This is a genomic window from Vibrio sp. CUB2 (assembly GCF_001557945.1).
GTDB lineage: Bacteria > Pseudomonadota > Gammaproteobacteria > Enterobacterales > Vibrionaceae > Vibrio > Vibrio owensii.
In genome coordinates this window covers 1-25246 of record NZ_LNRB01000005.1, presented here as the reverse complement: position 1 = coordinate 25246, position 25246 = coordinate 1, and the positions used below count along the sequence as shown (strand labels likewise).

General features: G+C 44.7%; 31 protein-coding genes. 11 read left to right on the top strand and 20 right to left on the bottom strand.

Annotated elements, in window-relative coordinates:
- Positions 1-2 precede the first annotated feature (2 nt).
- The 3 genes from ATB78_RS09310 to ATB78_RS09300 all read right to left on the bottom strand — a co-directional run bounded on the left by ATB78_RS09310 (position 3) and on the right by ATB78_RS09300 (position 2583).
- Positions 3-1421, bottom strand: coding sequence for an SLC13 family permease (locus tag ATB78_RS09310; protein WP_061008492.1), 1419 nt, complete (start codon positions 1419-1421; stop codon positions 3-5).
- 209 nt (positions 1422-1630) lie between these two features.
- Entirely contained in the window at positions 1631-2110 is a 480-nt protein-coding gene (locus ATB78_RS09305; RefSeq protein WP_061008491.1) for a GNAT family N-acetyltransferase, read from the bottom strand.
- Positions 2107-2583 (bottom strand): GNAT family N-acetyltransferase, encoded by a 477-nt coding sequence (locus ATB78_RS09300; protein ID WP_061008490.1) that lies wholly within the window; start codon positions 2581-2583, stop codon positions 2107-2109. Before ATB78_RS09300 ends, ATB78_RS09305 begins: the two co-directional genes overlap by 4 nt.
- A gap of 131 nt (positions 2584-2714) precedes the next feature.
- Here ATB78_RS09300 and ATB78_RS09295 point away from each other — a divergent pair, with 131 nt between their 5' ends.
- The gene (locus ATB78_RS09295) at positions 2715-3176 is read left to right on the top strand and encodes a DUF417 family protein (RefSeq protein WP_061008489.1); all 462 of its coding nucleotides are present in this window, start codon (positions 2715-2717) and stop codon (positions 3174-3176) included.
- Positions 3177-3275: 99 nt separating this feature from the next.
- Here the strand turns inward: ATB78_RS09295 and ATB78_RS09290 are convergent, their stop codons facing one another.
- From ATB78_RS09290 to hisD, 4 genes are all read right to left on the bottom strand, one after another.
- Positions 3276-3995: an alpha/beta hydrolase gene (locus ATB78_RS09290; protein ID WP_061008488.1), complete on the bottom strand. Its 720-nt coding sequence runs from the start codon at positions 3993-3995 to the stop codon at positions 3276-3278.
- 1 nt (position 3996) lies between these two features.
- A complete protein-coding gene (locus ATB78_RS09285; RefSeq protein ID WP_061008487.1) occupies positions 3997-5001 on the bottom strand; it encodes a cupin in 1005 nt (334 codons plus the stop codon).
- A gap of 82 nt (positions 5002-5083) precedes the next feature.
- On the bottom strand, positions 5084-5818 hold the full coding sequence (locus ATB78_RS09280) for an SDR family oxidoreductase (protein ID WP_061008486.1): 735 nt from the start codon (positions 5816-5818) through the stop codon (positions 5084-5086).
- 1 nt (position 5819) lies between these two features.
- Positions 5820-7112, bottom strand: coding sequence for a histidinol dehydrogenase (gene hisD / locus ATB78_RS09275; RefSeq protein WP_005374756.1), 1293 nt, complete (start codon positions 7110-7112; stop codon positions 5820-5822).
- Between the two features lie 289 nt (positions 7113-7401).
- Here hisD and ATB78_RS09270 point away from each other — a divergent pair, with 289 nt between their 5' ends.
- The 8 genes from ATB78_RS09270 to ATB78_RS09235 all read left to right on the top strand — a co-directional run bounded on the left by ATB78_RS09270 (position 7402) and on the right by ATB78_RS09235 (position 16711).
- Complete coding sequence (locus tag ATB78_RS09270) at positions 7402-8151, top strand: aldolase/citrate lyase family protein (protein WP_045367143.1); 750 nt, start codon at positions 7402-7404, stop codon at positions 8149-8151.
- Positions 8152-8301: 150 nt separating this feature from the next.
- Positions 8302-9258 (top strand): substrate-binding domain-containing protein, encoded by a 957-nt coding sequence (locus ATB78_RS09265; RefSeq protein ID WP_061008485.1) that lies wholly within the window; start codon positions 8302-8304, stop codon positions 9256-9258.
- 268 nt (positions 9259-9526) lie between these two features.
- Entirely contained in the window at positions 9527-10522 is a 996-nt protein-coding gene (locus tag ATB78_RS09260) for a TRAP transporter substrate-binding protein (protein ID WP_061008484.1), read from the top strand.
- 57 nt (positions 10523-10579) lie between these two features.
- Entirely contained in the window at positions 10580-11143 is a 564-nt protein-coding gene (locus ATB78_RS09255; protein WP_061008483.1) for a TRAP transporter small permease, read from the top strand.
- A complete protein-coding gene (locus tag ATB78_RS09250; RefSeq protein WP_061008482.1) occupies positions 11140-12420 on the top strand; it encodes a TRAP transporter large permease in 1281 nt (426 codons plus the stop codon). Before ATB78_RS09255 ends, ATB78_RS09250 begins: the two co-directional genes overlap by 4 nt.
- A gap of 533 nt (positions 12421-12953) precedes the next feature.
- Positions 12954-13928 carry an ester cyclase gene (locus ATB78_RS09245; protein WP_061008481.1) on the top strand — a complete coding sequence of 325 codons (975 nt, stop codon included), beginning with the start codon at positions 12954-12956 and terminating at the stop codon, positions 13926-13928.
- Positions 13929-13977: 49 nt separating this feature from the next.
- Positions 13978-14973: an ester cyclase gene (locus tag ATB78_RS09240; protein ID WP_061008480.1), complete on the top strand. Its 996-nt coding sequence runs from the start codon at positions 13978-13980 to the stop codon at positions 14971-14973.
- A complete protein-coding gene (locus ATB78_RS09235) occupies positions 14966-16711 on the top strand; it encodes a sodium/solute symporter (protein WP_061008479.1) in 1746 nt (581 codons plus the stop codon). Before ATB78_RS09240 ends, ATB78_RS09235 begins: the two co-directional genes overlap by 8 nt.
- 73 nt (positions 16712-16784) lie before the next feature.
- Here ATB78_RS09235 and ATB78_RS09230 read toward each other — a convergent pair whose 3' ends face one another.
- The 4 genes from ATB78_RS09230 to ATB78_RS09210 form a co-directional block, all read right to left on the bottom strand.
- Entirely contained in the window at positions 16785-17153 is a 369-nt protein-coding gene (locus tag ATB78_RS09230) for a hypothetical protein (RefSeq protein ID WP_045411394.1), read from the bottom strand.
- A gap of 485 nt (positions 17154-17638) precedes the next feature.
- Positions 17639-18034, bottom strand: a complete 396-nt coding sequence (locus tag ATB78_RS09220; RefSeq protein WP_228558682.1) for a tetratricopeptide repeat protein — start codon at positions 18032-18034, stop codon at positions 17639-17641.
- Between the two features lie 103 nt (positions 18035-18137).
- Positions 18138-18800: a peptidase E gene (locus ATB78_RS09215; RefSeq protein WP_061008477.1), complete on the bottom strand. Its 663-nt coding sequence runs from the start codon at positions 18798-18800 to the stop codon at positions 18138-18140.
- 115 nt (positions 18801-18915) lie between these two features.
- Positions 18916-19395 (bottom strand): ester cyclase, encoded by a 480-nt coding sequence (locus tag ATB78_RS09210; protein ID WP_061008476.1) that lies wholly within the window; start codon positions 19393-19395, stop codon positions 18916-18918.
- 140 nt (positions 19396-19535) lie between these two features.
- Between ATB78_RS09210 and ATB78_RS09205 the strand changes: the two genes are divergently transcribed.
- Together ATB78_RS09205 and ATB78_RS09200 are read left to right on the top strand one after the other, a co-directional pair.
- Positions 19536-19934 carry a helix-turn-helix domain-containing protein gene (locus ATB78_RS09205; RefSeq protein ID WP_081096580.1) on the top strand — a complete coding sequence of 133 codons (399 nt, stop codon included), beginning with the start codon at positions 19536-19538 and terminating at the stop codon, positions 19932-19934.
- 422 nt (positions 19935-20356) lie between these two features.
- Complete coding sequence (locus tag ATB78_RS09200) at positions 20357-20587, top strand: PAS factor family protein (RefSeq protein ID WP_005442035.1); 231 nt, start codon at positions 20357-20359, stop codon at positions 20585-20587.
- A gap of 77 nt (positions 20588-20664) precedes the next feature.
- Here ATB78_RS09200 and ATB78_RS09195 read toward each other — a convergent pair whose 3' ends face one another.
- The 9 genes from ATB78_RS09195 to ATB78_RS29950 form a co-directional block, all read right to left on the bottom strand.
- Positions 20665-21054 carry an MAPEG family protein gene (locus ATB78_RS09195; protein WP_010649630.1) on the bottom strand — a complete coding sequence of 130 codons (390 nt, stop codon included), beginning with the start codon at positions 21052-21054 and terminating at the stop codon, positions 20665-20667.
- A 221-nt stretch (positions 21055-21275) separates the two neighbouring features.
- Positions 21276-21749 (bottom strand): GNAT family N-acetyltransferase, encoded by a 474-nt coding sequence (locus ATB78_RS09190; RefSeq protein ID WP_061008692.1) that lies wholly within the window; start codon positions 21747-21749, stop codon positions 21276-21278.
- A gap of 68 nt (positions 21750-21817) precedes the next feature.
- Positions 21818-22372: a GNAT family N-acetyltransferase gene (locus tag ATB78_RS09185; protein WP_240537381.1), complete on the bottom strand. Its 555-nt coding sequence runs from the start codon at positions 22370-22372 to the stop codon at positions 21818-21820.
- 79 nt (positions 22373-22451) lie between these two features.
- A complete protein-coding gene (locus ATB78_RS09180) occupies positions 22452-22928 on the bottom strand; it encodes a hypothetical protein (RefSeq protein ID WP_141654572.1) in 477 nt (158 codons plus the stop codon).
- A 17-nt stretch (positions 22929-22945) separates the two neighbouring features.
- Positions 22946-23344, bottom strand: coding sequence for a DUF5675 family protein (locus ATB78_RS30075; RefSeq protein WP_276278719.1), 399 nt, complete (start codon positions 23342-23344; stop codon positions 22946-22948).
- A 295-nt stretch (positions 23345-23639) separates the two neighbouring features.
- Positions 23640-24128 carry a hypothetical protein gene (locus tag ATB78_RS09170; protein WP_061008473.1) on the bottom strand — a complete coding sequence of 163 codons (489 nt, stop codon included), beginning with the start codon at positions 24126-24128 and terminating at the stop codon, positions 23640-23642.
- Entirely contained in the window at positions 24125-24577 is a 453-nt protein-coding gene (locus ATB78_RS09165; protein ID WP_061008472.1) for a hypothetical protein, read from the bottom strand. Before ATB78_RS09165 ends, ATB78_RS09170 begins: the two co-directional genes overlap by 4 nt.
- A 237-nt stretch (positions 24578-24814) precedes the next feature.
- Positions 24815-25057, bottom strand: a complete 243-nt coding sequence (locus ATB78_RS09160) for a hypothetical protein (protein ID WP_061008471.1) — start codon at positions 25055-25057, stop codon at positions 24815-24817.
- Positions 25047-25246: hypothetical protein (locus ATB78_RS29950; RefSeq protein ID WP_208990574.1), on the bottom strand; the 200-nt coding region annotated here is incomplete at its 5' end. The genes ATB78_RS29950 and ATB78_RS09160, both read right to left, overlap by 11 nt.

Here is a 25246-nt window from a genome sequence, read left to right as displayed (position 1 = left end):
GCTTAACCAATGTGCCCTACGGTGTGAAGGATCCACACCATCAAGAAACTCAGCAACACACCAACCACACCTAACACGACACCAACGCGTGCCATTTGATTGCTTTGCACATGACCTGTAGCGTGAGCCAACGCATTTGGTGGTGTACTGATTGGCAGAGACATACCAAGCGATGCCGCAAAGGTCACCACAAGAATCAACGTCACTTCACCACCGAGTGGTGTTAGCGATGCCATTGAGGTGCCGAGCGCCGCCATAATTGGCATCAACAAGTTTGCTGTCGCGGTATGAGACATAAAGTTCGCCATCAGCAAACATAAGAACGCCGCACCGAACAGCACCACATAAGGCGAGAATTCATCAAATGGAATGCTGTGAACCACCAGCCTCGCTAAACCTGTTTTATCAAGTGCTAGACCTAGCGCGATACCGCCCGATACCAACCAAAGCACATCCCAAGAAATCTTCTTAAGATCTTCTTTGTTGATGATGCCCGTCAGTGAAAATACCGCGACCGGAATCAACGCTACCGTGTATGAGTTCATACCGTGCGCCGAGCCCATCAACCAAAGCAGAATCGTGCCTGCAAACGTGATGTAAACAATGATGGCTTTCGGCGTTTTCAAGAATTTACTCTTGATGTTGAGGTCAATGTTGGTCGTCTCAGCTTTGTAGAGAAAATCGATCAGGAACCATGCTAGCGCCATCATCACAATGACAAACGGTACGCCAAACACCATCCATTCACCGAAGGTAATAAGGTTGTCACCCACTAGGTATTTCAATGCAATCGCGTTTGGTGGCGTACCAATTGGAGTACCAATACCGCCGATGTTTGCGGCGACAGGGATACACAACGCAAACGCAATGCGTCCTGGATCTTTCGGGCCAAACACCGCGATAACTGGCGTCAAAATGGACAACATCATCGCCGTCGTTGCTGTGTTCGACATAAACATCGAGAAGATTGCCGTAATCAGCATTAAGCCCAGCATGACGTATTTCGGGTTTTGTCCGAACGGCTTAAGCAGTACGCGCGCTAAGTTCACATCCAATCGATACTTTGTTGCCGCCATCGCGAGGAAGAATCCACCTAAGAACAGCATGATGATTGGGCTGGCAAACGTCGCCATAATGTCACTGTATTGCAGCAACTCACCAAAATGAGGCTGTCCTTCATCAAGCCGAAAGAAAATGATGCCCTTATTGGAAACGAGCAACAACTCAAGCACGATGATCACCACAGAAGTGGCGTAAATTGGGATCGGTTCAAATACCCAACAAAGTGCAGCGAGCAAAAATATCGCGATAACGCGCTGCTGAATGATGGTCATACCTTCGAATGGAAACGCTGACAGTGGCATCAGCAAAATGAGCAAAGGGATCACCGTTGGGATGATGTATTTGAGATAAGGGCGCATAGTACTACTTCTCTTCCTGAGATGGTTTGCCGTGAGATAACTGACGTAAGGAGCTGTTTTAACTGGCTTCCTTTCGCCACTCCGAAGAGAAATTATGCGCGCGCTTTTGAGGAGGAATTCTGGTGTTAGATCAATGAACTCTTATTCACCGCAGAAAACATGCGGTATCTGTGTTCAAGCTCACTAATTGAGCGAGGATTATTTATTGATCACACATCCTTTTCGTCTAGATGCCTTTCCATTACATAGTTGGTTAACGTTGCACCACGGACTTCGATTTGCTGCTCGTTCACAACAGTAAAACCCATGTGCTCATAGAAAGGACGAGCGGTAATACTCACTTCTGAATAGATCCTATCCAGCCCTTTTTCTTCTGCTTGCTTGATTACATGAGTCATCAATGCACGTCCTACACCTTGCCCTTGGTATTCATGATGGCAGAAAAAGTGATCGACTAACCCACTTGGCTGAACATCGCTGTAGCCAACGATAACGCCATCTAGCTCAGCAACAAAAGGCTGGATAGCGGTCATTTTCTTTAGCCACAGTTGTGCATCAAATTCGTCCGGTGCCCAAGCTTTCACTTGTTGCTCGGTGTAATCTCTAAGATTAATGTTGCGGATAGTGTTGTAGAAAAGTGCCCACAGTATCGGGGCATCTTGCTCACGAAATTCACGGATAATCATCAAACGCCCCTCAATAAATCAATCTGCATGAGTTGCCCTCGCCCACTCGGCTCTCCCACTGGATACCAGCCATGTTTTCGATAAAAACGTTCACCGACATCATTGCCCGGAATGTAGCGTAATCTGGCGTAGGCACAACCACCATCGACAAAACGCTTCAATAAGAAGTCTTGTAACTGCTTCCCTAGCCCTTGATTGCGGAACTCTGGCTTCAAGTAAAACAGGTTAATGTAACCAAATCGCAGCCCTTCATCGTCCAAAACCGGATGTCGGCACTCCAGTTGCCCGATGATTTGACCATCTTTAATGACATGGAAGAATCCTGCTTCGTTGTCATTGACGATCGATTGAAACCAAGAAGTGATTTCTTGAACATCAAACCCATCCTGATGGCCAAAACTGACCTCATAAGCGTCTTTTCGAAACGCGATACACAAATCCAAATGACGTGATAAATCTACAGGAATAAATTCCATCTAAGCCAATCCTTTTTATTCTTCGTCTTTTTTCTATATAGACATTAGTTATTTTATATAACCATAAATTCAAGAATTTTATAATTCAACTGTCGGTCATTTGAAAACATGCTTTTATAGGAGAAGTTATTATGCATGCATCATCTGTTTCCCAAAAACCGACACAATTTGGTTACTACCTTGGCGTATTTGGCGTTGCCCTTGTTCTTATCTGGTTGGGTATTTATAAATTCACCCCAACTGAAGCCAAATTAATTGAACCTTTGGTGGTTAATCACCCTGCCATGTCTTGGCTATATGGCATCATTTCCGTTCAAGCTGTATCTAATATCATTGGCTTAACCGAAATCATCGTCGCACTCGGCCTATTGGTTGGATTGAAAAAACCAACGGTTGCTTACTACTCTGGTATTGCTGCAAGCGTTATCTTCCTCGCGACACTGAGCTTCCTAGTTACGACACCAAATACTTGGAAAGTTTCCGACGGTGTTTTGATTGCGAACTTTTTCCTTGTGAAAGACATTCTGTTCTTAGCGATTTCAATCAGCGTGGTTGAGCGAAACAAACCAAGTTTTAAGCCAGCTATCGCCTAGTTTTAGGAAAAGTATCGAGAGATAAAAAAAGAAAGCGCCATGACGATATGGCGCTTTTTGTTTAGAAGGGCTTTGAAAATTTAAGAACGGAGTAAAACACTAGAATTTGACTCGATTCAGCTCCAGCCAGTTTGAGATAATCTGAGCCACTTGTTCTGGCGCTTCCATCGAAGAGAGATGCCCGCAATCTGGTATTACGTGCAACGCAACATCATTAATGTGGCGCGCCATTTCAAGGTGATTATCGATAGGACAAAGCAAATCTTGTTTACCCGTTATTACCAAAGTCGGCACCTGAATATCCGCCAATAAAGGTCGAGCATCTGGGCGAGTAGCGAGCGCTTTGGCATGCGCTTCAAACGCTTCCAAACCCACATTGATCGCCATGCCTTCTATACGCTCAGTTAATGCTTTGTCTTGCAAAAGGCTTGGATGAATCAGCACGGGCATCAGAGTTTCAGGCGTAATGCTTTCAAACTCACCACTTAACGCTCGACTAACCAGCGCGTCACGCTTTTGTGTCACCTCTGGCTTTTCATCCGCCGCGTTGGTGTCCATTAGCACCAAACCTTTGACTCTATTTGGCGCTTGGCGGTACACCTCAAAGGCAAGAATCCCACCCATCGATAAGCCACCGAGCACAAACTCTTGCGGTGCATCTTGCAAGACTTTCTGCGCTAACTGTTCCATTGAAGGCATTGACGCCAGTGTCGGGCATTGCGGCTCGACCCAACTTGGCATCATTTGATTGATGTCCTCAAACAATGTGCCATCACAAAGTAGTCCGGGCAGCCAAACGAGTGAGGTGGATTGCGTCATCTTATGCTCCTGTCAGCGGCTTTGGTTGATCAGAACCAAGAATGCAATACGTCAAACTATTACCACGTAAGTTCGTCAGCGAGTAAGACGCACCTTCTGGAACATTCAGCACATCACCGCGCGTTAAAACAACATTCGCTTGTTCGCCTTGATGCGTGAGGACTACTTCCGTATCACCATCAAAGTTGATCAGCACTTGTTTTTCTTCTCGGCAGTGTTGAGGAATCGAGCCTCCTTCAGAAAGCTCGTAAGCCATGATGCTCACTTCATCTTCACTCTTAACTTGGAAATCATAGCCCGCTAAAGGGTGACCAGTTACCGCGTATTGTTTGACGTTGCTAGTGCTGAAGTCACCTTTGATTGCACGATAATCTTTTTGCAGAGCAACGAACGGCATCATCTCTTCTGCGATGTAAGTATCGAACTTGGCTAGCTCCTCTTTGGTAAGAAGCGGCATCAGCTCCGACTCATTTGGTACGGCATCGCCATCAATGGTGTCCACCAACGTGCCATCCGCTTTCAAGTACAAGCCGTGGCCTTGGCTATCTTTAATAACGTTTGGATGCCAAATAACACCGCCACCTGAATCGTCGCCGCCAAGTACCGAGAACATAAACCCGTAATCACGGCCAACCACTTCAAAACCACGGAAGAGATTGGTTGGAATCGAGATGACGTCACCATGAGACAGCACCGCCTCGTGTTCCCCATCGTTCCCCCAATAAAAACGGAATTGGCCTTTGAAAACCAAGAAAAGTTCAGCGGTACGATGAGAGTGCAACGAATTTTTGATGCCCGGCGGTTGGCCTGCCGCACCAATGTTAAAGCCCGCAGTATCACGAATGTGAACGTGTTGACGACTGCTCTCTGCCACCCCTGCACCGATAATGCAGAAGTTATCTTTCAGATCACTGCCAGGTGTACGCGCATCGATAAACGCGCTGGTACCCGGAATCAGCTCCATATAGCGGACCAGATTGTCATTCATTTTTGTTTGTAGAGTCATAGGGAATCCTTGTTGTCCTTGTTTGAACCTAGCCTTGAATTGTTAGTTACAAAACGACTGTTAGTGACAAACCGAGCGTTAGTTACAGTCCTAGAGGTCGCCCACCATCAACCGCGATGGTATTGCCTGTCGAGAAGGTCAGAACCTCTGCCGCGGCGTACACGGCTTGAGCAACCTCTTCATCATTGGCTAAACGCTTGAGCGGTGTGGATTGTTCTTGTTGGTTACGCCAAGCATCGTCCAAGCCTTTGACAAATTCGGTGTCGACAAGCCCAGGCGCTACAGCCAAAACGCGAATCTCGGGAGACAATGCGCGAGCTAAAGAACGGGTCATGTTTTCTGCGGCAGATTTACTCGCACAATATGCAATGTTGCTGCCCATCGCAGTCTGTGCCGCGATAGAAGTAATGTTCACCACACAACCATTGGCTTGCTTGAGCAAAGGCTCAAACGCTCGAACCATGGCAAAAGGCGCACGAACGTTCACTTGGAAAATTTGATCAAACAGTTGGTCATCCAAACTTTGCAGATCGGCATGCGCGACAAACTTCGTCATCCCCGCACAATTGACCAACAAATCTAGCTTGTCGCTCATTTCACTGACTTGATGTTTAAGCTGTTCAATCTCACCCGAATCTGCCACGTTCAGTTTGAATGCCAAATGTTCATTACGTTGTAACGAAGAAAGCACGTCGTCGGCTGCTTTCTGATTACTGTTGTAAGTCAAAATTACACGATATCCAGATTGAGCTAGCTTGCGACAAATGGCGGCACCAAGTCCGCCACTGCCGCCTGTGACTAAGGCAAGTTTCGACATATTACGCCTCTTCCACTTTGCCTTTGTAACGGCGTACACGAATATCCGCTTGCTCTTTGTGACCAGCAAAGCCTTCTAGTGCACACAAGCGAGAGCAGTACTCGCCGACTTTCAAGGATGCCGCTTCCGTCACACGCTGGTAAGTACAGGTCTTGATGAACTTCCCTACCCAAAGACCACCGGTGTATCGCGCCGCTTTCTTCGTTGGCAGTGTATGGTTGGTACCAATACATTTATCGCCGTAAGAAACGTTGGTTTCACGACCTAGGAACAAGGCACCGTAGTTGGTCATGTTATCCAGGAAGTATTTAGGATCTTCCGTCATCACTTGTACGTGTTCAGAAGCGATATCGTCTGCCACTTCCACCATTTCTTCGTAGCTATCGCATACGATCACTTGCCCGTAATCTGCCCACGCTTTACCCGCAACTTCCGCCGTTGGGAGAATGGTTAACTGACGTTCAATCTCTTTGATGGTCTCTTGTGCAAATGTCTCGCTGTTGGTCAACAAGACAGCTGGAGAGTTGTAACCGTGCTCGGCCTGACCAAGCAAGTCCGCCGCTGCCAATTCTGGGTCACAGCCTTTCTCATCAGCAATGACAAGAGTTTCCGTTGGGCCTGCAAACAAATCGATACCAACGCGACCAAACAACTGACGTTTCGCCTCTGCCACAAATGCGTTACCCGGCCCTACAATCATATCGACTGGCGCAATCGTCTCCGTACCCAATGCCATTGCACCTACCGCCTGAACACCACCGAAGCAGTAGATTTCATCCGCACCCGCCATTGCCATCGCAGCGACAATCGCGACATTTGGCTGACCATTAAACGGAGGCGCACAAGCAATAACACGTTTTACGCCGGCTACTTTCGCCGTCAATACACTCATGTGAGCGGATGCAACCAATGGGTATTTACCGCCAGGGATGTAACACCCCACGCTGTTTACTGGAATATTCTTATGCCCCAGTACCACACCAGGCATGGTTTCTACTTCGACGTCTTTCATTGAGTCACGTTGAATTTGAGCAAAGTTTCGAACTTGTTGTTGAGCGAACTCGATATCGTGTCGAGTCGATTCATCAAGCGCATCCACACAGGCTTGGATCTGCTCTTCTGATAAGCGGAATTGCTCCGGCGACCAGTTATCAAACTTTTCAGACAACTCACGTACAGCGCTATCACCTTTCGATTCAATATCAGCAAGAATGTTTTCGACAATCTGACGCACTTTTGCGTCGTTTGATGCTGATGCTTCTTCAGTGATTCCGTTTTTTAAAATGCGTGCCATTGGGTTTCTCCTTGAACATTGAGGCTGACGAACGGTTATTTTTATGTTTTTGGATACGAATGCAAAATCAGATTAAACAATTAATTAACATTTGACAAGTTAAGTCAACAAACAACAAAAACCACCTTTAAGTCTTTGTATTAACTAATTTAAACATGCCATAGAAAGTAATTTCGACTTTGGTGACGTTTACTTTTTAATCAAAAATGAGTTTTAGATCACATCATTTTCACTCATCATTTACAGTTCGCCATGTTAGTTTTTGCATACCTTTGCAAAGGAGAGAATCATGAGCAATTTTAAGCAACGTCTGAATCAAGAAACGCTATTAGGTACATTTGTTAAAACCCCTCACCCTCACATTATCGAAGTATTGGCACTGGCAGAGTTGCCTTTTGTGGTACTGGATGCCGAGCACGCGCCTTTCGATCGCTCCTCGCTTGATCTGTGCATCATGGCGGCCAGAGCGAATGACCTCGCGTGCGTGGTACGAGTACAAGACAGCGCCCCTTCAACCATTTTGAACGCGCTTGACTGTGGTGCGGCGGGTGTACAAATCCCCCATGTTTGTACTGCTGAACAAGCAACACAATTGGCGAAAATCTGCCATTACGGAGAAGGTGGCCGAGGGTATGCAGGTTCCAGTCGAGCAGCGAAATACGCCACTAAACCCATGGTTGAACACTTAAAAGACAGCTGTGCGAATACGATTGTCATTGCCCAAATTGAAGATCCTCAAGGGGTCGAAAATGTTGAAGCGATTGCCAATGTTGAAGGTATTGATGCACTCTTTATTGGCCAAGTCGATCTCACTGTCGCTTATGGGGCAGATAGCGTTCATGACGAAAAAGTCGCGCAAGCAAGTATGCGAGTAATCGAAGCGGCCAAAGCAGCCAATAAACCTGTTGGCATGTTTGTCGCCACAGCTCAACAAGCTCGGGAATGGCGTGAACTCGGCGTTAACTTCTTTTGCGTTGGGTCTGAACACAAAATGATCATTGATGGCTTTAAACAAGAGAGAAATGTGATGAATTCTTGAGTTTTCTCCGATATTTACGCCTTATCAATGTAATGCTCTAGACACATAAATCCCCTAGCCCATACACTCATCACGTATGGAAAGGTCCAATGACCTTATATAAGGAGTATCACCATTAAAGCGAAAGTAACTTCGATAGACGTCGCGAAGATGCTCGGCGTCTCTCAATCGACGGTATCTCGGGCATTTAGCCCAACCGCGAGTATTAGCGAGAAGAAACGCAAAATGGTGATGGATGCCGCAGCTAAGCTCGGATACACACCGAACGCAATCGCACGAAGCCTGATTTCGAATCGCTCGGGTCTAGTGGCGATTGCGCTTGATAGCGAATCAAACCCAATGTACGACATGCAATCTCGTGCTTTGGCAGTCGAAATTCAAAAGCGTGGTGGGCAAGTCGTGCTTTGTCCTATCGACAAGGACGACCTCGATCTCGCCATTTCTCGTGCTATTGAGTATCAAGTAGACGGGCTCGTTATCGCCACCAGCCGTTTGACCTCACGCGCGTTTGCCCAATGTGAAAAATTTGGCGTTCACTTAAGCCTGATCAACCGTTATGCCGAAGGCATTAATGCCAACAGCTCTGGTATTGATAACCGATTAGCGGGCCAACAAGCAGCTGAGTATTTAACACAGAAAGGCGCGAAACAATGTGCTTACATCAGTGGTGATGCAGGTTCAATGACCAGTGAAGAGCGCTGGCTTGGCTTCTCTTCAAAGCTGCAAGAGCTCGGCGCTCCATCCCCGACCTTTATTCAAGCCAAATACAGTTTTGAAGCTGGCCTAGAAGCGGCGAAAGAAATCTTGTCACATACAAGTAAACCCGACGCGATTTTCTGTGCAAACGACATCCTCGCCATGGGTGTGATGGATGGTTTACGCCAAGCCGGAGCAAAGATCCCTCAAGACTTCTCCGTGATGGGCGTGGATAACATTCCGATGTCTGCTTGGCCTAGTTATGATCTGACGACCATCGCTCAACCCGTCGACAAAATTGTTCAGCGCGCAGTTGAAGATCTGATGAACCGCATCAATGGCAATCAGGACGCAACGGGTGAGTATCTTCTCGAACAAGGCACCTTGATCGAACGCAGCAGCACCCTTTAATAAATTCATATTTATTCATTCCTAATAAACAAAATGCCCTGCTTTCGAGCGGGGTATTTTTCTGTGAGCGCGATTAAATTTTAGCCAATCATTATTCAATTCTGCTTCAATTTTCTGACCTTGTTATTGACTTGTTACTTGAATGTTTTATTTTGAATTCGTATGCAAAATGGATATGAATTGCTCAATTAATTTATAAAAACATAACAAGTAGTGTGTCTTGCCGACGAATGCCTATGGCAGGTCATACCAGAAACAAGGAAGAACGATGAAGAAAGCAATCATAACTTCGCTTACCGCACTGGGATTCGCACTGAGCAGCATGAATACGTTTGCAAGCAACGTTATTCGTCTTGCTCACGACAGCCAAGAAACGTCTCCGGTACACAAAGCAATGCTCTATTTCGAACAAGAAGTGGAAGCACGCTCAAATGGTGAGATAGAGGTCGAAATCTACCCTGCGAGACAACTGGGCGATGTGCGTGAGACCACGGAACTTGTGCAGCAAGGCAACTTACAGATGACGTTTGGAGCGTCTGTTTTACTCTCTCCCTATGTCCCAGCATTTAACGTGCTCGACGTGTTCTACCTTTTTGATAGCGAAGAGCAAGCACACAAAGCGCTCGACAGCGAGAAGATCGGACAACCATTGCTGAATGCTATGGAATCAAAGGGTTTTCACGGCTTGGGCTTCATGGAGGTCGGCTTTCGTAGCGTGACTAATAACAAACAACCGATAGATAGCATTGAAGATTTGAAAGGGCTGAAGATTCGTTCTGCGTCGAACCCAACTCAGATCAGTGCGTGGAAATCCGTGGGCACGGCACCAACGCCTCTTTCTTGGGGTGAAATATTTACCTCGCTCCAACAAGGTCTGATTAACGCTCAAGAAAGCGGCATCTATTCGATTTATGCCGAACGCTTTTATGAAGCGCAGAAGTACCTCTCTTTGACCAACCACATTTACACCAACTACGTACTGTTCATGAACAAATCGTTTTGGGATTCACTGCCTGCAGAGCAACAGGCGCTGATCAGTGAAGTAAGCAAAGAAACCATCGCTAAGCAGCGCGAGCTCGCCGCTAAGCAAAATCAAGAAGTGATCAAAGATCTCGAAGCGAAAGGCATGACGGTTAACATCGTCCCAGATGACGTACGCAGCATCATGAAAGAAAAAATGAATGCAGCCGTGTACCAAGATCTGCGTAGCAAGACAGGTGAAGACTTGTTTGACAACGTGATTGCCGAGATAGAACGCCTATAACTCCCACTCTTTTGCACGATCTGTAAACAGGTCGTGCTTTCCGTTTTGGAGGTGAATATGAAGTGGTTTCGCTTACTAGACAAATACCTAGAACCTACCCTTATCGTTATCGCGATCTCGACGATGACAACTTTACTGTGCTTGCAAATCGCACTACGCCTATTTGACGCAACGATCGCGTGGGCTGAAGAGTTGGCTCGTTATTTATTCGTATGGGCGATGTACCTGAGCATCAGCTACTGTATCCGAGATGATCGACACATCCGTATTCGTGTGTTCATCGATAAACTTCCGGGCAATTGGACGCAATTCAGTTTGATTGTCTCTGATCTTATCTACCTTGCCTTTAGTGCCACTGTCGCCTGGTTTGGATTTAAGGTCATCAACCGAAGCCTGCAACTCGGTCAGATTGCTCCCGCAATGGAAATACCTATTGCTTGCCTGTATGCGTCCGTTTTGGTTTGCGCAATCTTAAGCTGCGTGCGCTTGTTAACCAGCATTTATCAACGTACTAGTGCTCTCTCGAATACCAGCGAACGGATACGCTTTTCACGTCAACGCTATCGCCATCTTAAAGCCAAGTATCGTACTTCTAACCGACTATTGGAGCTTAACGCATGACATCTGCACTTTTGTTTGGCAGCTTTGGCCTGCTTCTGCTCATTGGCGTTCCAGTCGGTATTGCTCTGGCGGCAGCCAGTATGGTCGCGATATTAAGCCTGCCATTCCTTAACATCGAGTTTTTAGTACAAGGCTTGGTGACAGGGCTCGACTCCTTCCCTCTCCTTGCCGTCGTTCTTTTTACCTTGGCAGGCAACCTCATGAGCCAAGGAGGGATCTCAAAAAGGTTATTACACGTGGCGGAGGTCTTCTTTGGCCACTTTACTGGTGGGCTTGGCATCGTCGCCATTGTGGCGTGTATGTTCTTCGCTTCCATCTCTGGTACAGGGTCTGCCACCGTTGCCGCTATCGGCCTGACGATGATTCCATCCATGGTGAAGAAAGGCTACGACCGCAGCTTTGCCGGTGCCTTGATCGCCTCTTCTGGCGGAATTGGTGTCATTATTCCACCTTCTGTGGTGATGATCGTCTATGCGATCACAGCTGAGGTTTCAGTCACCAAGATGTTCATGGCGGGCATCATTCCTGGCTTGGTCGTCGGTATGGTATTGATCGGCTACTGTCTAATTGTCTCCAAAATGCGGGGCTACACTGGTAATGAGCGCAAAGCGACTTGGGCAGAGCGTCTTGATGCGCTAAAAGAAGCCAGTTGGGCAATGCTACTACCCGTTATTATTCTCGGTGGTATCTATTCCGGTATCTTCACGCCTACCGAATCAGCCGCTATTGGTGTGCTCTATGGCTTGTTCTTTGGCATGTTCGTTTATAAAGAACTCAAACCAGCGCAAGTGGTGAAAATCATTCTAGAATCGTCACTGTTAGTTGGCGCTGTGCTCGTCATTGTGGGTGCGTCCGTGACGTTTGGCCGCATATTGACGCTAGAACGTCTACCAACAGAGATCGCTCAGTTCATTCTATCGATTACCGAAAACAAACTTCTGATACTGCTTTGCATCAATGTTCTGTTGTTGCTTGTTGGTACCTTCATGGAAACGCTGGCGGCCATTGTTATTCTCACGCCAATTCTGCTACCCATTACATCAGCACTCGGCATGGACCCCGTTCATTTTGGTATCGTGATGATCGTGAACTTGGCCATTGGCTTTGTTACGCCTCCTTTAGGTGCCAACCTGTTTATGGCAAGTCAGGTAGGCAAAGTACCGATAGAGGTGCTCTCTAAAGCCATTATGGGCTGGATTGGAGCAATGATAGTGGCCTTGATGTTGATTACCTTCATCCCTGCCATCTCTCTATCGCTGCCTGCGCTTTTATCCTGACCCCAAACCTCATAGGCCCGTAATAATTTCTCCAGCCACTAGGTATGCACCTTTCTAGTGGCTCTTTTTGTTTTTACAAGCGCTAGTGGCGGCTTTATAGCCCTTAGCATTCGTATGCAATTAACTCTCACTCCTGTCTCATTTTGGTAAGACTTGCACCAAAACAGAGAAAAATAACTAAGGTTCCCATAAAGCGAAACCAAAAAGCACCTTAAGTACTGATTGCTCTAACTATTTCTTTAAAACAAACGCAACCACCCTAGTTAAATCATTAAAAACAGAGCATTAGAAAGAAATTCATACAAAAAATGCATCTTAATCCTGCCTATAAATTCACTCAACAAAGGTCAGACTTTTCTTACAACACCACATTTATCGTGTTTATTTTTCGATCAATTGTTAAAAATCTGATCATCAGCACGCTATTTACACACCACGCAAACAATCCATTGACAAGTTTGCAACATGAGTTAGTTTTGGATACGTAATCAATTTTAATCCAATACATAACTATTCAGCTCAGGAGGTGATTTATGGCCATGGTTGGCTTCGATGAAAAGTGGCGTGACTTTCCCGACTACATTCTTGGTATCACAAAAGAGATTTGGGAAGATCGTGGTTTGAACACCTTGGAACACTACTACTCTCCTGACATTGTTGTTCGCACTCCACTCTCTATCGTCCAAGGAAACGAGGGAGTTATCAGTGCTACGATGGCGACGCTTGCGGAATTTCCGGATCGAACTCTCTATGGCGAAGATGTCATTTGGTCTGGTACGCCAGAACAAGGCATGCTTTCTTCTCATCGAATCATCTCTACCGCAACGCACAGCGGAAACGGCTTCTATGGACAAGCTTCGAACCGTAAGCTTCGTTTCCGCATTATCGCGGACTGCCACGCTATTAATAACCAAATCAATGACGAATGGTTGATTCGCGATCAAGCCGATATCGCGAAGCAATTAGGCATGACATCAGAAGAGTTTGCACGCCAGCAAATCGAATTCGAGGGTGGCGTGGAATCAAGCCCATTTCCATTCACACCTAAAGCCGATATTCCAGGCCCCTATTTGGGCGTAGGCAATGACAATGAATACGGCCAACGTTACGAAGCAATTCTAAGAAGTCTTATGAACGCCGAGTTCTCGACCGTACCAAAAGAGTACGATCGCGCTTGTATCGGCGAATACACTGGCGGTCAAACTGCCCTATCACACTCGGAAGTCGACCATTTTTGGATGGCACTTCGCGCGTCCTTTCCTAATGCTCAATTTTCCGTTCACCATCGTATCGGCCGAGATGACGACATGATGTCACCACGCGCTGCAATTCGCTGGTCTTTGCACGGTAAGCATGAAGGGTATGGGATGTTTGGTAAGCCTTCGGGGAAAGAGGTTTACATCATGGGGATCAGCCACGCTGAGTTTGGCCCTTGGGGTCTTCGTCGCGAATTCACTTTGTTTGACGAGACCGCAATCTGGAAGCAAATCCTGCTACAGCAAGGCTAACGGCTGATTAAACACTATTCATTCAAATCACAGACAGTAAGGAAGCAATATGTCACTCAACATCATCGAACAGTTCTACCAGAACTACTTCAAAGCCGCAGATAAAGAGCAAAAACAGGCAGCTCTGCAAGCTTTGAACCCTGACGTAAAATGGTGCGTGGCGCACCCTGTGAACGATCTCAATGGCCCAGATGCAACCCACGAATCTTTCCTCTCACCACTTGTTAATGCTTTACCTGATGCCGAGCGCCGACCAATGATTGTGATGCACGGCGAATACGAAGGCCGCACTTGGTACAACTCTACTGGTTACTTTATCGGTACGTTTGAACAGCCACTGTTTGACATCCCTGCAACAGGGAAAACACTCTACTTACGTTACACCGAAATGGTGTGTGTGGAGAACGACCAAATCACCGAATCATACATGATTCCAGACTTCATCGATGCGATGAATCAAGCGGGAAGCAACCCTCTTAGAAAAAGCTTAGGCCACGATGGCTTAGTCCCTTCTCCTGCGACGTCAAACGGTATCCAACATTCTGTTGTGTCTCTGAAAGAAAGTGAGAAGAGCGCCCAATTAGTCGAAGATATGTTGTCTTGCTTGGGTCGTTTTGATGGTCAAGATCTCTTCTCGATGGATTTAGAAAACTACTGGCACAGTGACTTTATGTGGTACGGCCCAGCAGGTATTGGCACTACGCGCGGTATCAAAGGTTTCCGTAACCACCATCAAGCACCATTCGTGTTCGCCTTCCCTGATCGAAGTGTAGATATTGAGGTCAATTTTTTGGCCAAAAATGACTACGTATCCACAGGTGGCTGGCCACATATGCACGGTACTCATACTGGTCACAGTGGCTGGCTCGGTCTTGCTCCAACCGGAAAACACATCGAACTTCGCGTTATGGACATTTGGCGACGCGAAGGCGATTTACTGAAGGAAAACTGGGTGGCGATCGACATCGTTCATATCCTGCTGCAACTTGGTTATGACGTATTTGCACAAATGAAAGAACAGTTAGAAGGATCTAATTATGCATGAGTTTGGCGCACTTAACTGGAGCATCCTTGGCGGATACATTGCCCTAACGTTAGTACTGGGCGCGGTAATTGGTAAGCGAGTGACTTCTGCGAGCCAATTCGCCTTGGGTGACAAAAACATTCCTTGGTGGGCGATCGGTATTTCAGTCGTTTGTACTTACGTCAGTGCTATGTCGTTTCTTGGTGGGCCGGCTTGGTCATACAAAGAAGGTCTGTCGGTTATCGCGATTCACCTCAATTACCCTCTCGTGATCTTCTTCATCGTGGCTGTGTTTATGCCGTTTTTCTACAATAACGGTTTAACCTCTATCTACGAGTATCAAGAGCGACGCTTCGGCAAGGCTTCACGACTGACATTGTCGTTTATCTTCCTTATCAAACAAGCATTGAGCTCAGCAGCCGTACTCTATGCGACAGCGATGATTTTAGAGTTCATCACAGGTATCGACGTGATGTACTGCATCATGATCGTCACTGCAATTGCCCTCATCTACACCGTAATGGGTGGTATCGCGGCCGTCATTTGGACCGATGTGATTCAAGCTGTGATCTTGTTTATTGGCGCATTCATCATCATCGAAGCCGTATGGAATGGCATGCCTGCCCCGATGACGGAGGTAATGGCAGAACTCAAAGCGAAAGGAATGACAGATGCCCTACAAACAAGTTTTGACCTAAGCCAAGTAACGACGGTTTGGACCGGCGTTATCGCAATGACCATGTTCCACACCACCGTGTATGGTGGTAACCAAATGATGGTACAGCGCTGTATGGCCGCTAAAAACATGGGCGATGCGAAAAAGGCAATGTTGATGATGGGCTACGTGGCCTTCTTTATTTACTTTGTCTTTATCTTGCTGGGCGTACTGTTCAACGCTTATTACGACGGTAAAGAGTTTGAAAATGGCAACACCATCATTCTTCATTATGCGAGTGAATATGGAATGCCAGGCTTGATGGGCATCATTGCAGCAGCGATTCTGGCGGCAAGTATGTCGAGTCTCGATTCCGCGTTTAACTCAATGGCGACGGTGTCAGTGGCTGACTTCTACAAGCGTTTCTACAAACAAAACGAATCAGAAGAGCACTACTTGAAAGTATCGCGCTTCTTCACGGTTGCGTGGGCGATTCTGGTCATCATCCCAGCGATAATGTTTGCCACCAGCACAGGTTCTGTATTGGAAGTGCTGAGTAAGGCTGGCTCTTACTTTGTCGGTGCGAGTTTCTGTATGTTCGTCCTTGGCTTCTACTCAAAACACATTACGGAAAAAGGCTTGTTAATTGGCGTTGCTGCTAGCTTCTTGGTGATTTGGTATGTGGCCGTTGCGACCGATATTGCGTGGCCTTGGTACTGCGTGATTGGCGTGATTGTGAATGCTGTTGTCGCTTATGTCGCCAGCCTTCTTCTGACGGGTAAACAAGATGAAATGCACCTTTACACAGTGAAAGGCCAACAAGCGGAGTACGCTCGTCTAAATAAACCAATCAAGCAAGATGGGTGGTATGTCGTTCCCGGTAAAATCGACGCCCCGTGTTATGGCCTACTTGTTATGTTTGTGTTCTCTCTCGTGATGCTTTGGGGAATCAACGCCTTTACTGACGATGCGCCTATGTTAATTAACTTTATGCGTGGTTGTTCTATCTTCGTCGCAATGGGAGTTGCTGGTTACGCGGGCTACTCTTTGAAGAAAACGAAGAAGGAAAAAGTCGAAAGTATCAAAGGTATCGACCCTTCTTAAAGCATGGTTGTCGCTGCAAAGCCCCGTACTATTTGCGGGGCTTTCTTTATTTCCGAAAATGTTTATTGAGACGTTAAGCTTCTATCAGCCCTTGCTTTTTTAGCTCCGCGGTTATGGCATTACGGGTTCGACCATGCTCTTCTGCGAGCGATGCTATTGTTGTACCAGAGGAAAACTGCTCAGATAAACGCTCACGCTGCTCAGGTGTCCAAGGCAATCCCGCGTTCTTTGGTAAACCATTCGATTCATTTTCTAACTGTCTTTGCTCAATGGTTCTTTTGGTTTTGTTCACTTTTGATGATTGCTTTAAGTCTTGCAAAACAGCAAACATTGCTCGAATAACGATAGGATCGTTGTAAAGAGATTCACTTGGCAGCACCTCTCCTGTTATTGGATTCGTGCCATTCGCTAAGGCTTCTATTACTTTCCAATGTGCTTCCATTACTCTCCTCCCTGAGTCGCCTATGCCCTCATCAAACCACTAGCGATAAGTTAGTCAAAAGGACATATAAAGAGTTTGGAGAGACTAGCAATTAGAAACAGACTGATATTTAGTTCAATTACACCACCTCTTTCTAACCGGTCGCAAATCACAACTAAAAACGAAAACCTGCCATAAGCTGAACACTAACCAGTATAGGAATGGACCACGCTACAACGCTTCGATATGGCAACATATGAATGAGGAGAGACGGATGACGTTTCAGTTCCATCATTGGAAAATGAGTAAGCCAATGCTGATCCGGGCTTGTAAAACATACCCAAAAGCGTCGTGTATAAGGGTGAGCACAGATAGCATACACATAGCTGGAACAAATTGACCATATTCCTAGAAAGCCAACGAGCTCAACAAGGAAGAATGCTTCTAGGCTAATAGGTAACACGGTAGGTCCACTTAGCAATACAATGGCAATGAAAAGCCAAATCTTACGGTTCATATACGTTCCTTGTACTGTTCTTCCTTAACTCTTCCAATCCTTGGAGCGCTTTTAACGTCGATGACTCCAGAAGCGGCTTATCGTATTTTCGTCTGATGTTAAGTGCTTCATTAAACAGCGCTTCTGCCTCTTTCAATCGCCCCTGCTCTACATACAACTTGCCCAAATGCTGATAACTAAAGCTCAAATACAGCTCAGTGGCAGACGCCTGACTTTGTATGAACAAGCTTATCGCTTCATCATAGTCGCCCATGTACTGTTTTGATGTTGCCAAAACGTGCAAAGCCCAAAAATGATGCTTGTTACTCAAAGCGCTTTTCGCGACACGCTCTCCGATGTTTATTGAGATTTGGTAGTTGCCTAGCACTCTTAAGCTGTCAGACAACAAGATCTGCTGCCATTGTGACGCCTCTGGCTGCCTTCGAAGCCAAAAGAGAAAACATCTACTCCCGCTTTTGACCAGTCGAGAGAGCCCATCTAAGTTGGGTTTATCTCTTTGAAATTTCATCATTGCCATTTCGGATTGTGATTTGAGCATTCTCATCGCTATATATGACTTTGCTTGGATTACCATCGACAAAATGCAGTGCGGCATAATCACTGAGGCCGTAGCAGATCACATCAAGATGGCTATGAGCAAAGCGCTCAAACAGGTCGTGCTTTTCGTCGTTCTCAACAAAATGAGCAGATGCTAAACCTTTCAAAAGACCGAGCCCTTTGATGATGGAGTAAGCCTCTGGATCGCTATCGGTAATCCCATAATCGAACCAACAAATAGCGCCAGCACTCATCCCGCTAAGTATGATGCCGCGGTTGTAACACTCTTTGAGAATGTCATCGATGCCCCATTCTTTCCATAGAGCCAACATAGAACGGGTATTGCCACCGCCAACGTAAATCACATCTTGCTCGAACAACTTGGTTCGCCAGCCTTTCTCTAACTTGAACAGAGGAAAGTGCGTGAGGTGTTCGCTCAACTTAGCATTGTGGAAGCGGGTGATGACCTCTTCCGCATCGCCAGTAGCAGTTGAGAGATAACAGATTTTGGGGTTCTTCTTGCCTGTTAAAGACAAGATGTACTGGTCGAGTTGGCTTGGGATCTCTCCCATCATCCAACCACCTCCGCCAAGAACGACGCAATGTTTCTCCATACGAGTGCTCTTTTAGTCCTTTAAAAAACATGCTTTGTGATGAACAGAATGGAGAGCTAACGCAAGAGCTTAAAACCCTTTACACTCCATGTTCGGAAACGGAAATACGAGCGTTTTAAAACACCCCATTTGTATTCCGTACCTTACCGCCAGCAAACAGGTTATACAGTCGCATGTCCATGCTGATTCCTTGAACTGCATCCCAATGTTCTACTAATTCACCATCTTCCACTTTCCATATATCGATGATGTTCATCCCTTTTGAATCATCACCACGATGTGCTGCCTTAAGCGTGGCATGAGAATGCACAATGACGTGTGCTCCATCGACAAAAACGTACTTCACATCGTAACTAAACTCTGGTGCATTTTTCACCAAATCACTCATGGTTGTGATAACGCCCTCGATACCATCTGCCATATTGCGATTGTGCTGTTTATAGTTTTTACCTTTGAAGCGATCTCGGATGGCGTCAAAATCATGATCGTTCATTATCTGTTGTACAAACGTCAACGCAGCCTCTGCATTCGCTTTTTCTTCCTGATTCCAATGAGCCTTGATAAAGGATTCAAACTCAATTTTTGAATTAGTCATAAGTTGCTCCAATTTCGGTTCTCGTCGACCACTTCCTCGTGGCCTTAATTTAGCTTGCACTTTGCAAGTTAAATAATTTGCTTGCATTTTGCAAGTCAATTATCATAACCACAGTTATCAAGATTAAATCGAGGAATATCATGTCTAGACGTTCCGACTGCCCAATTTCCAATGTCCTGGACATCGTTGGTGATAAATGGAGCCTGCTTGTTCTGAGAGATCTGATGTTTTTTGGTAAACACTCTTTCTCCGAGCTACAAGGCTCAGAAGAAAAAGTCGCCACAAACATTTTGTCGAGTCGCTTAGAAAATCTTGAAAAAGAAGGGTTAGTTCAGAAACAAGTAGACCCTTCTGACAAGCGAAAAAAGGTCTACTCTCTGACACAAAAAGGCAAGGATATGCTGCCTATTCTTCTAGAAATGATGATTTGGAGTAGTAAGTACGCTCCAGAGACAAACGCACCAAAAGACTTTCTCGACAGAGCGATAAATGACCGAGAGCGCCTGATTAAGGATGTGTTTAAGCGCCTGGATGGTTAGTACTTTCATAAATAGAAAAAGGAGCGATTGACCGCTCCTTTTTTCTCACTGTACGAAGTTCTCAAAATCAAACTTGAGCATTATTCATCTGTTTTTGTTAAGGCATTCGTCAATAACAAAAGACAATCACTGAACCATTTTGGCTTCAAGAAAGTAAGCTTTTTAGAGCCTGAATTACGACCATTCGCCTCGCAAAATTAGTGCTCTTTTTCATAGCATTGACGTGTATAGAATCAGCAAAACAACCAACACAGAGTTTCATTTATATTATTGATTTTATTGAATTTTAAATTCCTGCCATATCGAAGTTACTTCGCTTAGCGAATTTATATCAGACCATTTTTCTGTGATTGGTGCTTCTTAATTTCTGATTGTAATCGAATACAATACATATGCACCCCGTGCAATAAAAAAGGAATTATATGAAAACGCTTATTTACGACACGCTTGTCAACCTTGCTAACCAAGAACCTGAACACCACGCAAAGATCCGCCAAAATCTCTATGAGCAATTGGATTTGCCATTTGATAAACAGCTTGCTCTTTACGCATGCGCGCTTGGCCCTGCGAGTTCTGGTAAGTTGGAGAGCCGACAAGGTATCGACAATGCGGTAGACAGCGCAGTGAGACTGTTAACGACTCCTGAACGTTAATCAGCTTTACACTTGTAACGGCCCAACTCCCCTGACGGGCCGTTTTTCTTTAATTCAATATAATTCTTCTCGAACGATTAACCAGAAAGACATTGCCCCATAATGCCAAACGCGCAGCCCATCGCAATTGCCCAAGATATCGAACGCAAAATGCCCAGGTTCAATAAATAAAGTACATGGTAGGCAACTCTGAAGACAATATGTGTCAACGCTAGGAACTGAACATTCGCGTTTATAGTGTCGGTCGATATAGCAACAAGAACCGCCGAGGCAAATACGATTAAAGATTCAAAGGCGTTTTGATGCGCGGCTAACGCCCTAGCACCAAATCCTTTCAATTCAGCCTGTTGTTCACGAGGATAGTTATTGTCGTAGCCCCCAGCTTTGTGCATAGCAACTGCAAGGGGTATTTTTGCAATATAAGGAAGCAAAGCAGCAACGATTAAACAAAAAATCAAAATGTCCATGTGTCATCCTTGTTTGTATCGCGGAGATTAATACTCAGATTATCAACGATACTTTTCCATAAGTTCTTCAATGCATTGTTATACATCGAACACAGACGTACCAGCTCTTTCATGACAAGAGTGGAGAACCATTCCGCGACAGGAGTCTCAGAGGTTGTACTTCACAACGAGCATGGGAAATACCCATCTCAACAGGCTCATGACATCATTTATTCATTGAATTATCGGACTAACGCCTTTTGGCCAATTTGGATTTTGGGTTCCATACCGGCTTTGCGATACAAACTCAATGCGGCTTCATTGAAAGAGTAAACTTCTAACCAAAGCTCTTCCCCACCTTTAGAAATCGCCCGCTCCTCAAATGCTTCGATTAGCCTCAGCCCGACGCCTTGATTTCTAAAGCTTAAATCCACCGCAATCTGTTCAATACTTGCAATCTTACGCTGCCTTAAAGTCCAAGACTTACGATCCCATAACTCACCAAAAACAAAACCCACTAAATGCCCTTCATTTTCAGCAACAAGAAAAATCGAGCTTTCACTTTCGATGATTTTATATAAATCGATATTTTGTTCTATTTCATCAGGTGATAAGAAGTCATTTGGTAAATTCGCTTGATGGTATTCATGAAGTTGAATCTGTAACTTCTTTAAGGTGCTTATATCTCCGGTATGAGCTTGCCGAATGTTTAGCATATAAAATCCTTTTAACGACTGTCCTTCCATAACTAGGACGTTCTGTTAAACCACAAGTGATGTGTTCCTTACTTTGGCTTACTAAATGTATATATCGGTCCTTCCCACGATTCATCATTGAAAACTTCAACAGAAAAGTTTCCAGCAGTGTAATGGTCTATTACCTTCTTCCAGAATGATTGACCTTTTACGTTTTCACTTATCACCCTAACAACCCAATCTTGGCCGAACATATCAAAAACCTGACTTGCTACATCACTCCCCACGCCCTTTTGCTGGAACCTTTTCATTATGAAGAACTCTTCAATTAAGTATCTTCCTTGTTCAGCACTAGGGTCTGAATTAACAATGACAAAACCAGCTGGTTGTCCCAAGACTCGCACTACTAATGGTGTGTACTCTTTAATTTCGAAGTATTCATCAACATCTGCAATCTCGAAATAACCTTTCTCATCAACATCATCTTCTTCATATATTGAGAATTCGTACTCGTAAAATTGCAGCAAGTTTTGAATCAATTCCTTTTCATTGGGTGATATTTCATGCACCTCAATCTTCATGTTTTCTCCTAAAACATAGGGCGTTGTTGAAATGTGAGCAACGCGACCACCAAGCCAAACCATTACACTGTAAACCGAAACTCAATCTTGAACGGACGGAAATAACTCTTAAATGCTCTGTTAGCTGGTTACTAATACTAGGTTAATCTACCACGCTTACTTTTATAACCTCCAGCCTTTCAATTAGTGCTTCAACCATTGGCTTAAAATTATCCGGTTGTTTTTTAGAGTAAGATTTCATTGTTGCTAGTACATCAAGTCTTAGCTTTTCTAATCGAACCATCTCCCTGCCTGTGTGATCAGTAAACACCATCCCTTCTAACTCATTTAACCATTTATCAAAAGACTCAGGGCTTCCGGATAGTAAAAGTAGAGTATTCTGAGGCTCTGCTGCTAACGCAACCAACAGCAAAGGCGAAACTTCTCCAGAAATAGCTCCGTCTCTATGTTTCCAAATTTCTACCAAAGAAAAGAGTGTAGGAACCATTTCCGTAGTTTTTCTTTCTGAAAGGTTTAATTCAATAGATTTGTAGTTTTCTATCATCCAGTTATGTAAGAGACTTACTTCTGGGGGTTTAGCATACAGTAAGCCTGAGCAAAAAACAGACACCATAAGCATTGCTATATTCCTCATCATTATTGCTGCTCCAACTGATTAGATATATTTATGGAGATTTTTTTATAGCTAGCGATTTCAGTAAAAATTTCTTTTAGCGCCGACTTGCTATTACCCACGTAATAATGTGACTTAGTCACACTCCCCCACGTTTTACCAGGCATCAAACACCCAAGAGTGTCTTTGTGATAATTTCCAGCATGGATTAGAATATACGTTCTACCCGGAACATTTCGTAGTTCATATACATTTGGATACTTCGGTGAGCTGTAAGGGAGTAATTTATAAGTGCCGGCTTTGATCCTTTTGTCGGATCCCTCAATTATGGAATCTGGTCCAGCAGGCTCCAATACAAACCAACTTTTACTCACGCCCTCAATAGTCAACTTCCCTAACGTTGTCTCCCCCATTTGCTTTATTCGTTTTAGATTTAATTTAACTTAATCTAGTTTTTTCATTGCTCTTACCTTAGCTATAAAACCAATGAAATTAACAGAATAGTCTTGCTGCAACAGATCCGTCTTATCGTTAATAGAGGCATCACTAACTTAAATGAAACTGAGCATAACGTTTTTTACGCCAACTTTAGGACCGCGTTAAAGAGTGAATGAAGTAATACTGAAGCCAACGAGTACCACCTTAAACACTAGACTCAACGCATAGTGAGAATGCCATGCGTTGCGAATCACTCTTAAATACTTTGTTATGCAACACTTACATGTCAGCAACCGTTTCGTAGAATGCTAATACGTCAAATGGCTTGCTGAAAAAACTGCTTTTTGTTAAAAACGTTTTGGTGTCCCCACTTAAAGCATCAAACTTGGCTTGCGATTCTGTATTAAATGAAAATGTCAATTTCTCCGTCGCTTCAACTAATTCCAAAGTGCTCTGACGTTTAGCATTGTTTCTTGCAATTACCATGCTGTACGCCAGTTCTTTTTTCTCACTAAAACTACAGCGTTCAATCGCTAAATAGTTAATGTGAGCTAATACCGGAGTAAGTTCCTCAAGTCTTTGCTTTGCAAATTTTAAGGTCTCTTCATCGGGTTTATTTTTCGTTGAGTTCTTACTACAAATGGCTATCCGAGAACCCAAAGCATCTATTGCATTATTTAAGTCAGTGAATAGCTTATCTTCAACACTTTGACCTGCATTGGAAATAATTGAGAATACCATTAAAAAAAATGTAAGAGCTATTCTCATAATTTACACCCATCAGATATAGCTTTCCAAAACCTGTACTGCTTTCTGTCTGTTACATGCTCTAAGGCTTGTTCTGTGGCAATGTTTTCAATCTGTCTAAGCTTAATAACGGTAAGGGCACTGTAGGATTTGAAGTAATACTCCCAGTTTGCTTGGGTTATATTCCACGCGGTTTGCCCTGCATCAGAAGAAACGCCTCTACCGACTGCGATACTAACATCTCGTGCTTTATGTATAGTATCGCTTGCTGGAATTGCAGAGATAGCTTTGGTTACACCACTACTCCCTGCTCCCTTGACTACATTTCCACCAAAGATATTAATTAAGTTTCCAAGTGAGATAAAGAATTGCGCACTTTTCTCAAATTCATGTAGCTCATTTATTCTGTCCATCGCGGCTAAGCTTTTATCATCGAAAAAAACACCGACAATTGCTGGACACTTTTCCATGTTTAACTTCCTCCATATGAACAATGAAGCACATCTTACACCAGTAGAAAGTCAAAACTTGTAGCATATGTGTGAATAGGGACGAAATTCGAAATGTTCGTGTTGCATAGCGCCTTGTTAAGGTGTGAGGCACGCAATACAGAAGCTCCCGCATACCACCTTAACCACTAAAACTAACGCATATTGAAAATGCCACGCGTTGCGTATCCCTCTTGAACAGATTGTTATGTTGATTACTCAAAGCTTTAGCAGTTTTCTCGCATCTTTCATTTTTTGCTTCAACTCTTTCAACTCAACCTGCTGTTGCTGATACATATTATAAAGTTCTTCCAACTTGAAAACGTTTACTTTTACGTCATTAGTCGTATTTTTTCGATAGTAAAATCTTTCGATGGCTTTTGTAATATGAAGTTCAGCCGGAGCATCCTCAGAAGGCATCTCGGTGGACTTGTCTAATTCAGACTGTGATTCAAAAAACATAGCGGCACTCTAAAATAGGAATAATTAAAGAGCACCATACCATATTGAATTGTTCGGCAACATAACGCCCTGTTAAGGTGTGAGCAATGCAATACCGAAGCCGCCGCATACCACCTAAAACACAAATCGCAACGCATAGCAAAAATGCCAAGCGTTGCGAATCACTCTTAAACAGATTGTTAGCTGCTA

Excerpts from the sequence above, each read along its gene's own strand:
- ATB78_RS09310 (WP_061008492.1), bottom strand. The coding sequence starts at position 1,421 with ATGCGCCCTTATCTCAAATACATCATCCCAACGGTGATCCCTTTGCTC.
- ATB78_RS09300 (WP_061008490.1), bottom strand. The coding sequence starts at position 2,583 with ATGGAATTTATTCCTGTAGATTTATCACGTCATTTGGATTTGTGTATC.
- ATB78_RS09295 (WP_061008489.1), top strand. The coding sequence starts at position 2,715 with ATGCATGCATCATCTGTTTCCCAAAAACCGACACAATTTGGTTACTAC.
- ATB78_RS09290 (WP_061008488.1), bottom strand. The coding sequence starts at position 3,995 with ATGACGCAATCCACCTCACTCGTTTGGCTGCCCGGACTACTTTGTGAT.
- ATB78_RS09285 (WP_061008487.1), bottom strand. The coding sequence starts at position 5,001 with ATGACTCTACAAACAAAAATGAATGACAATCTGGTCCGCTATATGGAG.
- ATB78_RS09280 (WP_061008486.1), bottom strand. The coding sequence starts at position 5,818 with ATGTCGAAACTTGCCTTAGTCACAGGCGGCAGTGGCGGACTTGGTGCC.
- hisD (WP_005374756.1), bottom strand. The coding sequence starts at position 7,112 with ATGGCACGCATTTTAAAAAACGGAATCACTGAAGAAGCATCAGCATCA.
- ATB78_RS09270 (WP_045367143.1), top strand. The coding sequence starts at position 7,402 with ATGAGCAATTTTAAGCAACGTCTGAATCAAGAAACGCTATTAGGTACA.
- ATB78_RS09265 (WP_061008485.1), top strand. The coding sequence starts at position 8,302 with ATGCTCGGCGTCTCTCAATCGACGGTATCTCGGGCATTTAGCCCAACC.
- ATB78_RS09260 (WP_061008484.1), top strand. The coding sequence starts at position 9,527 with ATGAAGAAAGCAATCATAACTTCGCTTACCGCACTGGGATTCGCACTG.
- ATB78_RS09255 (WP_061008483.1), top strand. The coding sequence starts at position 10,580 with ATGAAGTGGTTTCGCTTACTAGACAAATACCTAGAACCTACCCTTATC.
- ATB78_RS09250 (WP_061008482.1), top strand. The coding sequence starts at position 11,140 with ATGACATCTGCACTTTTGTTTGGCAGCTTTGGCCTGCTTCTGCTCATT.
- ATB78_RS09245 (WP_061008481.1), top strand. The coding sequence starts at position 12,954 with ATGGCCATGGTTGGCTTCGATGAAAAGTGGCGTGACTTTCCCGACTAC.
- ATB78_RS09240 (WP_061008480.1), top strand. The coding sequence starts at position 13,978 with ATGTCACTCAACATCATCGAACAGTTCTACCAGAACTACTTCAAAGCC.
- ATB78_RS09235 (WP_061008479.1), top strand. The coding sequence starts at position 14,966 with ATGCATGAGTTTGGCGCACTTAACTGGAGCATCCTTGGCGGATACATT.
- ATB78_RS09230 (WP_045411394.1), bottom strand. The coding sequence starts at position 17,153 with ATGGAAGCACATTGGAAAGTAATAGAAGCCTTAGCGAATGGCACGAAT.
- ATB78_RS09215 (WP_061008477.1), bottom strand. The coding sequence starts at position 18,800 with ATGGAGAAACATTGCGTCGTTCTTGGCGGAGGTGGTTGGATGATGGGA.
- ATB78_RS09210 (WP_061008476.1), bottom strand. The coding sequence starts at position 19,395 with ATGACTAATTCAAAAATTGAGTTTGAATCCTTTATCAAGGCTCATTGG.
- ATB78_RS09205 (WP_081096580.1), top strand. The coding sequence starts at position 19,536 with ATGTCTAGACGTTCCGACTGCCCAATTTCCAATGTCCTGGACATCGTT.
- ATB78_RS09200 (WP_005442035.1), top strand. The coding sequence starts at position 20,357 with ATGAAAACGCTTATTTACGACACGCTTGTCAACCTTGCTAACCAAGAA.
- ATB78_RS09195 (WP_010649630.1), bottom strand. The coding sequence starts at position 21,054 with ATGGACATTTTGATTTTTTGTTTAATCGTTGCTGCTTTGCTTCCTTAT.
- ATB78_RS09190 (WP_061008692.1), bottom strand. The coding sequence starts at position 21,749 with ATGCTAAACATTCGGCAAGCTCATACCGGAGATATAAGCACCTTAAAG.
- ATB78_RS09185 (WP_240537381.1), bottom strand. The coding sequence starts at position 22,372 with ATGGTTTGGCTTGGTGGTCGCGTTGCTCACATTTCAACAACGCCCTAT.
- ATB78_RS09180 (WP_141654572.1), bottom strand. The coding sequence starts at position 22,928 with ATGCTTATGGTGTCTGTTTTTTGCTCAGGCTTACTGTATGCTAAACCC.
- ATB78_RS09170 (WP_061008473.1), bottom strand. The coding sequence starts at position 24,128 with ATGAGAATAGCTCTTACATTTTTTTTAATGGTATTCTCAATTATTTCC.
- ATB78_RS09165 (WP_061008472.1), bottom strand. The coding sequence starts at position 24,577 with ATGGAAAAGTGTCCAGCAATTGTCGGTGTTTTTTTCGATGATAAAAGC.
- ATB78_RS09160 (WP_061008471.1), bottom strand. The coding sequence starts at position 25,057 with ATGTTTTTTGAATCACAGTCTGAATTAGACAAGTCCACCGAGATGCCT.